Source organism: Enterococcus sp. LJL98 (assembly GCF_054871745.1).
The window spans coordinates 26,309-42,860 of the sequence record NZ_JBTXLU010000003.1; the positions used below are offsets into that span (position 1 = coordinate 26,309).

Annotated in this window: 9 protein-coding genes and 1 pseudogene; 2 read left to right on the top strand and 8 right to left on the bottom strand. The window is 30.9% G+C overall.

From position 1 onward, the window contains the following. Window positions 1–2: 2 nt before the first annotated feature. The 5 genes and pseudogenes from ACYSNO_RS04380 to ACYSNO_RS04400 form a co-directional block, all read right to left on the bottom strand. On the bottom strand, window positions 3–1,475 hold the full coding sequence (locus tag ACYSNO_RS04380; protein WP_461729862.1) for a TIGR02677 family protein: 1,473 nt from the start codon (window positions 1,473–1,475) through the stop codon (window positions 3–5). Window positions 1,476–1,831: 356 nt separating this feature from the next. After that, window positions 1,832–2,008, bottom strand: a pseudogene (locus ACYSNO_RS04385) (family 1 glycosylhydrolase); the annotation flags it as partial. Window positions 2,009–2,323: 315 nt separating this feature from the next. Further along, window positions 2,324–4,237 (bottom strand): DrmB family protein, encoded by a 1,914-nt coding sequence (gene drmB / locus ACYSNO_RS04390; RefSeq protein WP_461729863.1) that lies wholly within the window; start codon window positions 4,235–4,237, stop codon window positions 2,324–2,326. Window positions 4,238–4,248: 11 nt separating this feature from the next. Next, window positions 4,249–7,731 (bottom strand): helicase-related protein, encoded by a 3,483-nt coding sequence (locus ACYSNO_RS04395; protein ID WP_461729864.1) that lies wholly within the window; start codon window positions 7,729–7,731, stop codon window positions 4,249–4,251. Then, window positions 7,731–10,157 carry a hypothetical protein gene (locus tag ACYSNO_RS04400; RefSeq protein WP_461729865.1) on the bottom strand — a complete coding sequence of 809 codons (2,427 nt, stop codon included), beginning with the start codon at window positions 10,155–10,157 and terminating at the stop codon, window positions 7,731–7,733. The genes ACYSNO_RS04395 and ACYSNO_RS04400 overlap by 1 nt, the downstream gene beginning before the upstream one ends. 150 nt (window positions 10,158–10,307) lie before the next feature. Here ACYSNO_RS04400 and ACYSNO_RS04405 point away from each other — a divergent pair, with 150 nt between their 5' ends. Together ACYSNO_RS04405 and istB are read left to right on the top strand one after the other, a co-directional pair. Further along, window positions 10,308–11,561 carry a DNA cytosine methyltransferase gene (locus ACYSNO_RS04405; RefSeq protein WP_461729866.1) on the top strand — a complete coding sequence of 418 codons (1,254 nt, stop codon included), beginning with the start codon at window positions 10,308–10,310 and terminating at the stop codon, window positions 11,559–11,561. 1,022 nt (window positions 11,562–12,583) lie between these two features. Next, on the top strand, window positions 12,584–13,315 hold the full coding sequence (gene istB / locus ACYSNO_RS04410; RefSeq protein WP_461729867.1) for an IS21-like element helper ATPase IstB: 732 nt from the start codon (window positions 12,584–12,586) through the stop codon (window positions 13,313–13,315). 553 nt (window positions 13,316–13,868) lie between these two features. Here istB and ACYSNO_RS04415 read toward each other — a convergent pair. Genes ACYSNO_RS04415 through ACYSNO_RS04425 form a run of 3 tightly spaced genes read right to left on the bottom strand, consistent with a single transcriptional unit; the run spans window position 13,869 to window position 16,462 of the window. Next, window positions 13,869–14,780: a type II restriction endonuclease gene (locus tag ACYSNO_RS04415; protein WP_461729868.1), complete on the bottom strand. Its 912-nt coding sequence runs from the start codon at window positions 14,778–14,780 to the stop codon at window positions 13,869–13,871. Window positions 14,781–14,802: 22 nt separating this feature from the next. After that, window positions 14,803–15,711, bottom strand: a complete 909-nt coding sequence (locus tag ACYSNO_RS04420) for a DNA adenine methylase (protein WP_461729869.1) — start codon at window positions 15,709–15,711, stop codon at window positions 14,803–14,805. Then, a complete protein-coding gene (locus tag ACYSNO_RS04425) occupies window positions 15,704–16,462 on the bottom strand; it encodes a DNA-methyltransferase (protein ID WP_461729870.1) in 759 nt (252 codons plus the stop codon). The genes ACYSNO_RS04420 and ACYSNO_RS04425 overlap by 8 nt, the downstream gene beginning before the upstream one ends. Between the last annotated feature and the right edge of the window lie 90 nt (window positions 16,463–16,552).

The following is a 16,552-nucleotide window of genomic DNA, read 5'->3' on the forward strand; positions in this document are numbered from 1 at the left end:
TTTTAAAGTTCCTCCTTCTTATAATTTATAATTTTTAGTGTCACACCTGGCATCGTTAAAGTACCATCTTCTGAGTAAATTCTAATTTTGGTTGTTTCATCTAATTCTACTAATATCTTGAATCCAAAAGCTGTATTTGTAATATGATCTTTATGAGTAATTCCACTGCTAATCCACTGTCGGATAATCCTTCTCAATTCTTCCTCCATCTGAATGTCATCACTTAGTTTTAAAGTTCCTTCTTTAAAATAACTTAAAATACGTTCCTTTTGGTGTGCTTCATCAGCGATTAAGGCTTCTCTAAGCTTCTTTCGATCTGCGGAATAACCTTTGGTGACTTGAACCTTTTTAGTAATAGTCCCTCCTTTATTACGCGATTGTAAATCAATCAATTCCGGTTGAGTTTCCCAAAGACTAATAAACTTATCACTATCGTAAGCGTATTGTTCACTACTATTTAGATGCTTCATATTCATCATTCCAAAAATAGAAACAAACATCTTTGCTGCTTCGTTTACATCACCTGCTTGATACATCCATTCAGCTATTTTTCGAAAATCAGATTGTCGATTTCGTTGCATTTTATGGCGATTAAAATACTGGACATCCGCATTCGAAAAAATTTGAATCATTTGCTCTGCTTGATTATAAATTTTATTGTACATACTGTTTTCCTGGTTACTAAACCAAATTTTAATATTATTGAACTGATCAAAAACCTGATTATTAAAATCAATCTCATTTATACTTTTTAAAGAAAAGGAAGCAATTTCTTTTCTATGCTTGATACGTGCATCTGATATATTTAACTTCGTTTCATCATCAATATTTTTAAGTGCAAGCCATATTTTCGATCGTTGTTTTTCTAATTCCAATACATAATCTTTTAAATAAACTAAAAAACTGACTTTTGTTTCAATGAATGATTCTGATTGTAAGACTCCCTTCGTAATTTCTTTATTTAAGTATCCAAAATAGTTAACGGTATTATCGTTATTCTCCTGAAAGATACGTTTTAAGTCCATGTAGTTTTTATAAATACTCGCTGAATCTAATAATTTTGGCATTCGTTCTAAAAGAGTCCGTATATCTCGTAAGTTATTCCCATTTAATTCTCCAATAAGTTCATCTACTCTTTGTTCAATTTCTTCAGATAATTCGACAATATCGACTGTGCGCGATTCAATCGAATATGTATAGTCATTACTATAAAAATCATCTAGCTTTCTTTTTTTAGCTTGCTCATTAATGACATTTAGATTGCCATAATCCCATAAGCGTTTTAAATCTAATATAAGTTCATCCTCAGTATAATTTTCAGGATATTTTCTTACCATGTATTCCCAAACATCATTTTTTTTCAGTAAGTAATTGGTTTGTTGATGCTCCATGTAAAAAAAATGTAAAATTAACCGATATCTTTTTGAATTCGTTACATTAAGAAATTTAAATAAACTCATTGCTTCATCACCCATCTGATATCCCCACTCCAATCACAATCAAATTTTATTCTGAAGTATTTAATAATATTTAAATCAGATAATTTTTTATCAAACTAATGTATCCGCTTACATTATAGTCATCACTATGTCTCTTTTGCAATAGAAATATATATGATTCGTTCAGTAATAGGCTTTTCAAAAGAAAATGGATAAATTAATTTAACAACTCATGAACTCCTCTCTTGAATTTGGAAATTATCCAGAATATTCATCGCATTTAACAAATCTAAATCATTTTAATTCAGTGATTTTCTCCTCAAAACAAAAAACACTTATCCATCCCTCCCTAACCCAAGGACATTGAATAAGTGTTGTTTGCTCATCACAAATTAATTGCTAACCGATGCACCATTACTTGCAATGACTTCTTTATACAAATAGTAACTATCTTTCTTATAACGATTCATCGTACCACCTACTTCGTCGCGATCGACATAAACGAAACCGTAACGTTTTTGGTAACCATTTAACCAGCTAAGTAAGTCAGTAAATGACCAAGTACAATAGGCCCACTACCAATGAATCATTTACTTTCTCATATAAATCAGCAACTACAGAATGTTCCATGTCTCTGAACATTCTTAATTCACTAATCGTAGTATTTATTGAAGTGTCTATAAAAACATTTATGAATAGCAGTCAATCCGTAATAATGCAAAATATTCATTCCATGGAAACCTTTTTAGGTTAAGCTCAACACTTCAGTTTTCAATGCTCTATGAGGTTTTCCATTAAGTAAAAGTTCGGAGATAACATGACGCACTGGATTAATATGAATTTATCAACCTAATTTACTATTCTATTTTTCTTTGTAACGATTCTTAAATATTAAATCTGGAAATATCATTAATATTTCCTCCTCTAAAGAATCCCAACTCTGGCTCTTCCAAGCTTCCAATTAGTACACTTCTATCTAGAAAAACATTCATTTTCTCACAACTAGTTTCTGAAATAAGTGAACATGCATGGCAGGCTGCTCCGTTTAGTGAGTCTCTCCCTTGAGATTCACTTTCAATACACACCGGATCAAAGCTACACCATTTAGCTTTTTCTAATGCTGCATTTAATAGGTCGAAAAACTTTTCTGGAACTCCTTGTTTAACGAGTCCTCCCAATGTTCCTTCCGAATCTGAGCTTGATGTATAAATCAATATTCCATACATTTCTTTTCCAAGTTCAGCTGAATAATATATTCTTTCCTTTAAAGAGGATGAAGAATAACCACTACTCATACTTAATTCTTTAATAAAAAGGTGAGATAGTGTATGAATAAGGTAGTACTCTGGATGAATGTAGTTTTCTTCATCTGAGAATCTTATATTGATCATTTTTTTATAAATTTTATTCGAAATTACTGAATCTTTAATTCTATAACTCCATTTTTTTATTTCTTCACTATTCAAGGAAAAGAAAATACCTTCTCCTAATGAGCGCATACCAACATAATAATTGTCTTTTCTACGTAGTGATACTTCCTGTGACATTCCTGAAGACTCTTTACCTTCTAAAGCTTGCTCTTTCATTAATTCAGAATCTGTAGTCTGTATCCTACTGTAGCTTCGAAGAGCACTAACTACCTCGAGTTGATGTACCAAAGTTATCCCATTCAATAATTTACTGTAAATATGACCAGAAATATCCTCGGAATTGAAAAGTTTCATTTTGAACCTCTCTGAATCTTCATCGTATTTTTCTTTTCCAGAAAGAACTTCAAACTCTGCCCTCCTATAATCCATTACTGTATCTGGATAATCATCACTCATCTCATTAAAAAAATTAACAGAAATTAGCTTTTTAACTTCATCAAAACTATATTCAATTTTTTCCGCTAATCGTGCAAGTATTTTATTTACCAATTCATCTTTATCAAGTTTTTCAATTCCTTTTTCTCTCGTGACTCCTCTTAACTCAGATTTCAAAGCGCTATAATACTCGCTACTCTCGATTAATTCGATTAATTTATTCTCTTTAAATGGTATATTGACTGAACTTGAGATATTAGGAAAAAAGAAGTTGTTAGCATTTCTAAGAAGTACGTGGACCTCTTCATCGCATTTAATTTTACTCTCTTCTTTTTTCCAAATGTATTCTCCCTTACAACTAATTCCTAATTTCTCTAGTTGTCGCGGAAATCTCTTTTCATCAAAAATTCCAGCTAAATTTCGGCTTTTATTGCATCTTTTACAAGAAACTACTAGATCTGAAATAGAACCTGATTGTGCTGTGCTTCCCAACGTAATTTCATGATTTTCATAACTATCATAGGCCATCCCCTCATGGACCCATTCTAACCAAGGAAAATCCTGCGCATGACCATGGCAACATGCACAGATTATCCGGACGGGAACAAGATCGGTTTTCCTTTTACGAACATCAATTGGCTTCTGATTAAAAGATTTGACCAAGCTTGGTATTCCTTTCGCCTCTACCAATTGACGCCACGAATCAATTTTTCTTAAACTTCTATCTTCTGGGGAAAAATACCACTGTGGGAATCTTTTTCCTACAACATTAACTTCATCTTTAAATGGCGGTTCAATGAAACCTTCAGCATCCATAGCTTTTTCTAGACGAATATCATGGACTTTTTCACATTTATTCACATTCCAATACTCCGAATCTGCTATCATGACAGATTGATTATTTATATCCATTAAAGCTCCTATACCAAATGGCGTTAAAAGTTGAGATCTTCTAACATTAAATTCTGGTTTATCTTTCTGCTTATACACCATAAAAAATCTCCTTAATCTATTATTTCCAGATATGCTGTATCTTCTACATTTCTCATTGTTCCCATAACTTTAGTAGCTTCATAATGCGTACTCTTATCCTCAAATGATCTAAGCAATAATTTCCCTTGAAATTCTTCTGCCTTACTTTTATATAAATAATATTTGAATAGTTCAGAAGTATCTTCTATCTCTTCAGCAATATCGCACCATTTATCACTAAAGCTATTAATTATCTTGCTTGCATCTTCTCTATATAATTTGTGTCTATCTTCACTGGTTTTAACACGTTCCATAAGATAATCATTTACTTTTTCAAGTGAATCCTCAAAATTTAAAATATTTTTTGCAGAATTATCGCCAGCCAATGAATCAATCGTATTCCTAAGCATTGCAACAATAACTCCTGCAACTCCTTTTTCCAGTGCAGGCACTGAAAAAGGAGTTACACTACTTGATTCGACAAATTTATATAAACTTTCATGATACGATTGAAATGTTTCATAATGAGATCTATCTCGGCTTCGAGAAGAATTATATAAAGTGCATACCAATCCTAAAGATTGTCTTCCTACTCGACTAGTCGCTTGAATATATTCTGAAGTAAGCTTAGGCTGCCCCACCACAAACATTGCATTTAAACGATCAATATCAACACCCACAGATAACATATTCGTTGCGATTAATGTATCTACAGCTTTCGAGTATCTTTCCGATCCCTTATATTCCTCTGTGATCCTATTATGTGGAATATCTAGTTTCTTTAAAATTGTAGGTATTTCTATACCAGGTATACGTGAAGTCAACTCCACGTTTGTATCGTCATTCATGAAACGTTTATTAGTATTATTTCGTCTATATAATTGATTGATATATTCCTTTACATCATCTTTAATCAATCCTGAAGCTTTTCCGAGTTCTCGAATACTGTTAAAGTATCCAGCCACCGTCCAATACAATTCTTCTTCATCCAAATTTAGGCCTAATTCTCTTATTGACTGTAACATCGAAGATAGTAGTCTAATTTCTGCGGTTACTTGTGATTTCCCTGTCGGCATAATTCCAAGGTATTTTCTCCCATATGCCTGTATATCTTCTTTTACAAAGAAGTTATCTGTTATATTTATTCCACTAGGTGGAAATTGAAAAACCTTTCTATCAAAAATTCCTTTTACCTGCGCATCAGCATTCTTGATTGTTGCAGTTGAAGCTATATATTTTGGAGCAATACTCCTATTTCCATTCTTAAAAATGTAATCAAATCCAGCTTCATATAACCCAACGATACTTCCGAGCGGTCCAGAAATCAAATGTAACTCATCTTGGATTATTAATTCAGGACGTCGATATTTTTCTGGATCGTCCGAACCAAATAAACTGGTTGTCTCTTCCTTTAAAGGAACTTGAGCGAATTTATCAACGGTACCAAAAAGTAACGTAGGTCTCTTCTTGTAGATTAATTCATCTACTACATAAATCGGTAATCCCTTAGAAAACTCACATTTCTTGTTCAAACATTTCATATTAAGATCATTTTTCTTTTCAATCTCATAATATCCCCATCTCCTTTTACTTTTAAAGTTTTTGTCATCAGGAATTATACTATGTTGTTCATGACACCAAGGACATTCCGAAACCTGAAATGTATTTTTTTTCTTCGCATAATCAAGATTTTTTTGTTCAACCATATTTCTAAAGTCCGCCTTAGCATCCTTTAGTTTATTTTGAGTTCCCTCTCCTATCCAAAGTCCAATACTAATTTCTGATTCTCCAAGATTGCCTTCTTTTCTTCTAATAAACTCTAACGCACAAATTAATTGAGAAGCCCTATCAAATTGTTGAGCAGTTAAAAGTCGTAAAGTATATCTCATGATTACCGTAACACCTGAGTAATTTTGATAGTTCAATCTTCTATAAATTACAACCGCTGCAACTGCAAAAAGGTACGCTTCCGTTTTACCACCACCTGTACTAACCCAAATCAAATCCAGAAGCTCACGATCAGAACTTTCTTCATTTAATATAGATTCTAATGAGTTTAATACAAACGCCAATTGAAATGGTCTCCATTTAAAGTTTGCAATTTGATAGTTCTTTGAATTATAGGCCTCTTCTTTTTCAACTGAGTTTTCTAGTCGTTGTAAGAGCATTGCCTCATTAGCTCTATTGAATGCCATAAAAGCATTTTTATCTTTTGAAAGGTACCCTATTGTTTTTTTCATACGTTGACTACAACTTTTACACTTTTCAATATTTTCCTTCGAAAGCTCCTCATATTCAGGTATTAATGTTTTAGATTCTTTCGAAATTGAATCAATCCATTTATCATATTGCTCAACAAATTGATTTAGTTTTTCTAGTTGCGCCTCGTAATCATTTCCAATATAACTTTCCGCATTCAAAACATCTATTGAAATACCATCAATATCAAAAGACATTGGACGTAATTCATAGTTCGGAATATATGACGTTTTTATTTCAGATACTTTTCCATGTTCTTTTTTCCAAACTGCAGATACACCTCTTCCAAAAGCATATGTCCTTTTATCTCTATATAAAAAAAAGTTCATAGCATCTTCTGAATTTAACTTAGATAAATCCGGGAGCTTGATATCTTCAGAAGCTTTAAACTCAACACTTTCTTGAGCCTTTATAGAGATTTCTGTTTGAAATAAGTGATTTTCCGAAATATTTTTTAAAACTATAGTTATTGCCGTCACAGTTTCCTCTTTAGCCACGTTGACTTTTTGTACTTTCGAAAATACTTGAAACATTTTTTTTTCTTCATCTAATAATAATTTTTTAGAAGAAATACCTTCTTCTAAAGAGTTCAATTTCACTTCAAAAAAAACTGGAACACGTTCAAAACAGCTCTTATTTTTATAATTAATATTTTTAATCTTTTTTAGTAAAAATAACATTTCCGAATCTTTAGCTTCATCATCTGGTTTTAGCTCATTTAAAAAATCAGATATGGTATCATCTCTATCCTCGAAGCTATCTTCATATTTAATTTTCGAGTTTTCTAGATCAAATTTAAAAAGCTTTTCAATATTCTTAACTTCTGAAAGAACAATTTTATTTTGTAGTTCTTCAAGTACCTCTTTCTTAGTTTGAATAAATGGATTCTTTATTTTTTTATAATAAGAGCTATGAATTTCGATATCTATACTCTCTTTATTATTTTTACAATAGAAAGTGATGCCCAGAGAAGACGGAAGAAAGCTATTATCAATTTCAGCAGATTCTTCTTCCTTATCTAAAAACTCTTGAGCTTCAATGGTTGTTTCTATATCTTCTGTCCAAGTTCCTTTTAATTCTCTAAAAGGATATAGAATACCGGTAATATATCTCGTTTGAGGTTTTTCAGAAATTATCTCATGCTCAATATCTTGAGTAATCCTTTCTGATCCTGGTCCTAATAATAATTGTGATATAGCACTAGAATACTTTTCTCTTACACCATTTTGTTGTTCTTTATCCGTAATTTTTACCATTAGTTTTTTCCTCCCAAAAACTTATTAGTCAGGTATCTTGGTACATTCTCTATATCTATGTCTTCAACTAAAATTACTTTATCCACCGAATAAGATCTTATTGAGCTATCTTTCATTATTTCATTTAGTTTCCTACCGTCAATTGAGTCCATAAGTCTATCTCTTTCATAATTCAAATTCTTCTTTACAATGGCGCTTGCATTATAATACTTATTAGGTTCATTGGTTAATTCAGAATTTTTCGTGAGTAATCCAATATAATGAATAAATTTAGAATCTCTAGGGAGAATCGGCATTTTATCAATTGAGGACCATGACCCATAAAAAGCTATTGACTTGTCTACCGCACCTAGTTTATCCATTCTTTCTTTGAATTGAGTTGGAGTAACTCCTCTTTTTTCAATGTATTCAAGGAGAATATTTTTCCAAAAAAAATCATTCTTTAAGTTTTCATCAAATCTACTATCAGCATTTTTTTCATTTATGAAGTTATATTTTTTAAATTGTTCTCTATAAAAAGCATCAGAATAAGGAATGTCAAACTCAACAATATTTTGCCCATTTTGTATATTATTTACATCAATTTTTTTACAAAAATTTTCTTGTAAAATAAAAACTTTCCCAAACTCAGTACCAAAAATATTTTTGCCTGACTCTAAATCTATCCCATAAACAACATTGACAAGTTGTTTTTCACTTTCATTCTCTGTTCCAGAAGTAGTGACGATTAAATTATCTAGTAAATTGGCATATTCTTTTCTGGGATCACCTTCTTTATCAAGTTCATCATATAACATCTTTTTATCGAAGTTATTATTCATTTGTATTTCTCTCTCTGTTTTTTCATAATATTTATTAATTGCTTTTAAATATGCCGAATCCCGATCAGAGTAACTATTATCTAAAGTATATAAACATTGAATTATTCTTTTATCTTTTTTTAATGAGTACGTGAGATATTTCTTTTGAAAATCCGGAAAAACAACAAAAAATTTATTTGTTAGATAGCTTGATATCCATTTTTTTCTATCTCTTGCATACGGCGAAAGCAAGATAACGCTATCAAACATTCCATACAGATCTTCATGTATCGTTTCGCTGTATGGCAGAACAGTTAACATGTCATCAGTCATATAAATTTTTTTTGCTTCTTCAACCATTTCATCCATTACAACAAGAGCACATTTGTCTCTATTTCTTATAGTTTCGATTATTTTTTTATTTTGAAAACCAAATCTATTACAATAGATATCATATAAAATACCGGAAATTTTTTCTGACTCTTCCAAATTAAACTTTTCCATGTATTCTGATACAATTATCATTTGTTGCTCAACGGTATTGGAATACCCAATTATTTGATTGTAATTCATTTTCAAAAATCGTTTCAATAGTCTATCCAGATACTTTAATCTAGGGGATTCACTAATATCTCTTATATACTCATTGAGTTCTTCTATCGCTTTCTCAAACTTCTCATTACTTGACACAAATTCAAATGAAATTTCTATTTTCTTAAATTCTTCCGATTCAAGCCAGCAAAATTCTTTTCCCATCTTCTTCAAAAAGTTAACTTTTGATTCATCCATTACTGACGGAACACTCGAAAATACTGTCATCGGAATACCAAAATCATCACACGCATCTTCAAGAGTAAATAAATTTGAATATTGTCCATTCGAAAACCATTTGTCTCCAATAACATATACTCGTTTTTCTAATACATTGCCATCATTTTCATCTAAATATTCTATAACAGCGCCTACATTTGATGAAAAAATCACCATAGGTTTCTCTGCAAAATTAGAATGTGGTAACTGCTCAAAAACTATTGTTTCCTTCAAATACTTTGCAATACAAAATTCACCTAAATATGAATATCTGCCATTAATATTAAATTGGACATTCATAATTTCATTTAATATTTTCTTCTCTAAAAGTACTATTACGCTATATTCATTTGTCCAGCTTATTGAAGAGAGTCCTAATTGTTTTCCAAAATCTTCTTTAGTATTTCTAACTTTTCTTCTCTTTACATCCGATACAACACTGGCTTCATTTTCAATTACACTTTTTTTTAAAATTCGAGTAACTGGATTTTTCTTCTTGTATTTCGGAATTAACCTATAATACCCATCCATTTTGTCTCTACCTTCAAAAATATAGTATTCCTTTTGAAATAAAATATTAGTTCCAATATCTAAATTATCTATATTAATTTTTTCACCGTTCGAAATATTTTTGTAACTAACCATCAAACAGATCAATAAAATCAATTCTTTGTAATAACTAGAATTTAAATACTGATATGCATATGATTCGCCTAGAGTCTCACACTCTAAAAAGTCATTTAATACTTTCCTCAAATTTCTTGAAATATATCCAAAGGGATTAGTTGATATTAGAAGTTGCATTACAGCATCCATATTACCTGCTCCTTTTTTATACCTATATCTAAAATTATACACTAATTTACGCCTTTATTCATAACTATCTTAATTATCATGTCAATAAATTCACTTTAACCTCTAGTAGGCTTGTTGCAAACCTGGTATAATTAACACTGAGGTGAAATCATGTTAAACATTATAGACCTGTTTTCTGGTGCCGGTGGACTAACTGAAGGTTTCAGGAAGGAATCTTTTAATCTACTTGCACATGTTGAAATGGATAAATCTGCAAGTAAAACATTGAAAATTAGAGATGCTTATTACTACTTAAAAAGCACAGGTAATTTAACTAAATATCGTAGCTATATTGAAGGGGAAATTTCATACGATGAATTTTTGACCGAAATTCCTGAAAAGATTGCTGAAAAAGTAATGAATATAGAAATATCAGAAGATACATTACCAAAAATATTCAAACAAATTGATTCACACCTAGATTCAAATAGAGTTCATGGTATTATCGGTGGACCACCATGTCAAGCATACTCGACAATTGGTCGAGCAAGAAATGCAAAAATCAAAAAAATCGATGAACGTATTTATTTATATAAGTACTATTTAAAATTTCTAGAAAAATACAATCCTGATTTTTTTGTATTTGAAAATGTTAAAGGATTGATATCTTTTAAAGATTTAGACGGAAATAACCTCTTAGATAAAATAAAACATGACTTTACAAATGTAATCTCATCGAATCATTATCATATACAGATTAAATTGATTAATTGTGCTGACTTTGGCGTTCCACAAGTAAGAGAAAGATTATTCATTTTCGGATATAAGACTTCTATGAAAGAATTTAATTTTTTCAAAAGTTTAGAACAATTTCAAGAAAAACCTCCAATAATCAATGAGCTGTTTTACGATTTGCCTAAATTAAAGGCTGGAGAAACAAAAAATAAATATTCAAAATCTCTTCCTTCAGACTATGTCTTAAAAAATCTAAGAAGTGCTGAAATTCCTTTAAGCCAAAATATTTGTCGTCCTAATAATGAAAATGACTTGAAAATTTATAGCATTGTTGCAAAAGAAAAGAAGAAAGATAGAAACGTGAAATATTCTGATCTTCCACCTGAATTAATCACACATAAAAAATCAGATATTTTCTTAGATAGATTCAAAGCAATAAATGGCGCTGGATATAGCCATACTGTGGTTGCTCACATCTCAAAAGATGGTCATTATTATATTCATCCTGATGTATCCCAAAATCGTTCAATCACTGTTCGAGAAGCAGCAAGGATACAAACATTTCCAGATGATTTTTATTTTGAAGATTCTAGGACTGCCGCATTTAAACAAATAGGAAATGCGGTTCCTCCACATTTTTCAAATATTATAAGTCAAAATATTCTGGAAAATCTATACAAAAAACAATAGAAAAGTATTTTCAAGCTATTAAACAAAGAGTTTTATCTTTAAATATTTTTTAGAATTTCCATTCATGATTTATCCAACGAACTTGAAAACGAGATTAATTATTAAGTATTCTTTTCATCGATTCTGATATCCCCTCTAGATACTTTTCTCAGTAAGAAGCGACTCGTGTGAACGAGTCGCTTCTTATGTAACCTTTGAGAAGTGAGGAAGTCACTACACAAAAATCCCTTCTATAGCATTTTTCAAGACCACGAACCTCCCAAGTCCTCTTTTTATTCTCCCTTACTCCTAAAATCACATTTTATACTCTATTTTAATTATACTATCTTGTAACTCAGTCATCTTCCCCTTGTTCTTGAATATATTTTCGATTTAATCTTAGCCGTACATACATAATATCCTTTTGTCCAAAATATACGGTCTCCATAATTACCTTTCGAATTCACATTCCTCTCGTGGATAAAATCATTACTTCTTTCTTTTAAATAGTCCATTTCTCAAGGACGGCTTAAACTTAGGTCTTTCCTGACTTTGGTGCTAACAGTAAGAAAGAATCATATTTGAGTGTTTGATAATGAAAACAACCAAAGAGAAATAAAATAGTATTTTGTATGGTATCTTTCTCTCTTTTAAGCTCATCCCTTCTTTTAAATATCTCTTCAGCACTTATCGATTTGTTTTTCCGGAGGTCTCAAATGTTCGATCATCCCTCGCAAGGACAAGTGAATCATGAATTGGTTGTAATATTTGGAATTTCCCAACTAATTAAAAGAATCATTCATGAAATTCACAAAGTTTGATAATAGATTCTCATAGTATCATTTTATTGTTCCTGGATGTAAATGAAAATAACAAGCAATTTTTGTGAATTTCCAACCAACATCTCGTTTTTCTTAACCCTATTAATTATTTTCTATTTTCCTAATGGACTAACTGAATATTGTTTACTCGGAATGACGTAAGAGATAGACTCCCTAGTATGAATGGTAACATTTTTATTTTATCCAGAATAAGAGGTTGGAATGAGCGATTACCAGCAACTACTCTATAATTTTGAACAGCTTGGCTTGTATCGAATGAAAGAGTACTTTCCAAATTATTTAGAGCTTATGAATAACCAATCAATTCCTTTTACCGAAGCATTTTTAGAATTAACGAATCAAGAACTTCGATATAAAGATGAGAAAAAAATTGAGCGTGCCTTGAAAAAGGCGCGTTTCCCTAAAATAAAGCGAATGGTGGACTTTGATTTTGGCTACCAACCGAGTATCAATAAGCAACAAGTGCTTGATTTACAACACCTTAGTTTTTTAGATAAACAAGAAAACCTTTTATGTATAGGTAGTCCAAGTGTTGGTAAAAGTCATCTAGCAATTAGTATAGGAATCTGTGCTTGTGAGCAAGGCGTTCGAACTTTATTTATTAATTGTCATGAATTTTTATTGAGGCTACAAAGTGCCTATGAAAATAATACGATTGAACGAGTAATGAAACGATACGGCAATTATGATTTACTAACCATTGATGAGATTGGCTATTTACCCATCCATCGTCAAGAAGTAGATTTACTTTTCCAGTTGATTAATACACGATATGAATGTCACTCAACGATTTTTACGACCAATTCCACCCTTTCAAACTGGAGTGAAATCTTTCGAAATCCCACTGCGACCGCAGCTATTCTCGATCGACTCGTTCATCATTCACAAATATTTAAAATTACTGGAAAATCTTATCGTCTTCGAGATCATTAAGAAAACTTACAATTTTAAACAATCCTTGACATTTCCTACAAAATTTCATACCCATACTCATCATAATCATTTCTTCGTCTTATTTTCCAAAGACCTAAAAGCATTGTTATTTAGAATTTCAACAGTTTCCATTGCTCCACCTCCCGTTATTTCTTATGAATTGTTTCCTCATTTGTTTTTTAAAAGATAGATTTCATTCAGATTCACTGCCCTATTTAGCCTTTTAGACAATAAAAAAGCAGGCAATATAGAATGAGCCGCTATCATTTTTAGTAAAAATGACACATCTTCTTCTGAGTTTTTGCCTGCTTTACCAATTACAATCCTTATTTTTCTAGTCCCATAGTAGTACGGTTTGGATTAGGATGCAAGTAAGGAACTTTTGATTACTTTACTATTTCCTTTTTCAATAAAAAAATATGAAATAGTAAAGTTTCAACATTTCAAATCCAATTCAGTCTTAGTTAAGCTTCATAGCGCTAAGTTTAATCGAATCGTATAATACTACCTAATAAATATTTCTATTAGACTAATTTATGAGTCAGAATCAAAATTAAGTAGTAAGAAACAACTCATATAAATAGTTGTCTTGTAACATAGATAAATTGAAAATATTATCTATGACAGAAAAAGCTTCACTCATAGGTAAGCGAGTAGTTTTCCATCCCATTCCGTCTGTCACCCAAATAAAATCGACATCATCTTTTGAAGTATGAATGAGTTGATTCAAGGTCGCAAACTCTCCACACACCGATTTTAATTTTGATCCTCCACCGCCATAGTAATTCGTTTCAATAACATAAACTTTATGAATTTGTTTATTATAAACAGCAATGTCAAATCGTCTTGCAGATTTATCTACTGGTACATTAATCCCCCAGTGATCCTGCATCCATTTAGATGTCGCTTGTATCTGAAATTCAAAGCCTAATTCTTGACATACTTTTGCTACGTTACGTTCTACAATACTTTCCATTGTTGTTCCACTTCGATTTTTACGTGCATTTGAATCGAGTCCTGCTTCAACTCCAAACACATAGTCTACTAAACTTTTAGTTGCATTTTTCTCTAAAAATTCAAACAAACCTGATTCTTCCATAAAATCAAGATAGGTGTCAATATGACTGATCTCAATATTCATAAAGTCAATTTCTGTAAAAAACATATTGTTTTCTTCATCAAAAGATAGTACATCTATATTTCCTTCTCGACAAGCAATTAAAACAGGTATTAACTCCAATAATTTCGGTTGTTCCAAAAATAATTCCTGGGCACAAGAGCGTATATTTTCTTTTCCAATTAAGTAATTTAATGTATTTAATCCTAATTCAATTTTTCTTGTATTTTTTATTACTTTATCCCAATTAACATAATACTGTGGTGTTCTATTTGTCGGACTTAGATTTGAAAAAAAGTAATCAACCTTATTTTCAGTGGTATTGTTTATGTAACTTGAAAAATTCATCTTAAGAAACTCCTATCTTCTTCTAATTAGTCACTAGTATTTCAGAAACTTTTCCTCTACTATTGGCTTTCGCTCCTATCATACGATGAGCCTGAATTCGATTTACAAAAAAATCGCTATATAAGTCATCGAAAAAATGATCCTCTATATCGTTATTTTTAGGATCTGAATTACTTAGAGCAAATTTAACACCCCTAGCATTAATTTCTTTACAAAAATTTGCTAATTGAATTTGACTATTATCATTAAAGTTAGATTTCGCATAACTCGTAAATGAGGACGAAGTACTTAGTGGTCTGTATGGTGGATCGAAATAGAACAGTGTCTGCTCATTTGCGTACTCTAGAGTTTGATCATAATTACAATTTAATATGGTAACATTCTCTAATAATTTGGACACACCTAAAATATTCTCCTCTTTAAATAGATTTGCTTTCTCTCTTTTACCAAAAGGAACATTATATAGACCTTTTGAATTTACTCTATATAAACCATTAAATCCTACCTTATTTAAAAACAAAAAATACGATGCCTGGATAATATCCAATGAAACATTTTTTTCACCTGATATAGAGTGATTATATTTCCCTCTAATATCATAAAAAAATATTGACTTTGATTCTAAATCTTGTAAAGAATTATATTCATCTTGTATTCTTTTAGCATTCTCAATAAATTGTACTGGTTGTTGCTGGATCACTTTATATAAGTTAATCAATTCTTTATTAATATCAGAGATTATTACTCGTTTAAAATCATACTTTTGGATCATATAAAAGAAAAAAGAACCTCCACCTAAAAAAGGTTCTATGTAAGTATCCATCTTTTCAATTTTTATTGATTTTAGTATCTGCTCTTCAATGACAGGTGCTAATTTACTTTTACCTCCAGCCCATTTAACAATAGCTCCATACTTTTCATATCTATTCATTCTTAATATCCTCAATTCTTTTTACAGCAATTTCAAGAAAATCTTGTTCTATGTCAATTCCAATTGCTCTACGCTTTAATTTTTTTGCTGCAATAAGAGTCGTTCCACTCCCCACAAATGGATCTAGAATAATTGATTCCTCATTTGTTGACGCCTCAATCATCCTCTCCATTATTTCTAATGGCTTTTGAGTAGGGTGTTTCCCATGCACTTTTTCACTTTTTCTGGTTGTTGAAGTCGTCCAGACGTCCTTCATTTGTTTTCCACCATTTTGTTCTTTCATCAACCTATAATTAAAGTAATGTTTACTTTTTCTATTTTGCTTGGCCCATAAGATTGTTTCTGTGGAATGTGTAAACATTCGACATCCTAAATTAGGAGCAGGATTCGTCTTTTGCCAAGTTATATTATTCATTATTTTAAATTCAAATTTATTAAGTAAATAACCCAGCGTATAAATATTATGCATTGTCCCAAATAACCACAAACTACCATCTTTTTTTAAAATTCTTTTAAATTCAAGTAATATTTTTGTGTAAAATTCTTCCATGGACATTGACTCTAATTTATCCCACTCTCCCTTATCAACAGAAACCATCTTCCCATTTTGGCAGGTAATTCCCCCATTAGACAAAAAAAAGGGTGGGTCTGTCATAATTACATCAATACTGTTATCATCGAATTCTTTCAACTTCTCTAAAGTATTCGCTTGTATTAAAGTGATTAAATTATCTTCATATACTGTACTCAAATTTCTCTCCCCCCTTATCTATTATAACTTTCTTAAGTTCTAAAAGTAAGAGTATTTAATTCATTATAATAATTCTAAGTGATAGTAAAT

Bases quoted from the DNA above. Each gene is read 5' to 3' on its own strand.
- ACYSNO_RS04380 (WP_461729862.1), bottom strand. From the start codon at position 1,475: ATGGGTGATGAAGCAATGAGTTTATTTAAATTTCTTAATGTAACGAAT.
- drmB (WP_461729863.1), bottom strand. From the start codon at position 4,237: ATGGTGTATAAGCAGAAAGATAAACCAGAATTTAATGTTAGAAGATCT.
- ACYSNO_RS04395 (WP_461729864.1), bottom strand. From the start codon at position 7,731: ATGGTAAAAATTACGGATAAAGAACAACAAAATGGTGTAAGAGAAAAG.
- ACYSNO_RS04400 (WP_461729865.1), bottom strand. From the start codon at position 10,157: ATGGATGCTGTAATGCAACTTCTAATATCAACTAATCCCTTTGGATAT.
- ACYSNO_RS04405 (WP_461729866.1), top strand. From the start codon at position 10,308: ATGTTAAACATTATAGACCTGTTTTCTGGTGCCGGTGGACTAACTGAA.
- istB (WP_461729867.1), top strand. From the start codon at position 12,584: ATGAGCGATTACCAGCAACTACTCTATAATTTTGAACAGCTTGGCTTG.
- ACYSNO_RS04415 (WP_461729868.1), bottom strand. From the start codon at position 14,780: ATGAATTTTTCAAGTTACATAAACAATACCACTGAAAATAAGGTTGAT.
- ACYSNO_RS04420 (WP_461729869.1), bottom strand. From the start codon at position 15,711: ATGAATAGATATGAAAAGTATGGAGCTATTGTTAAATGGGCTGGAGGT.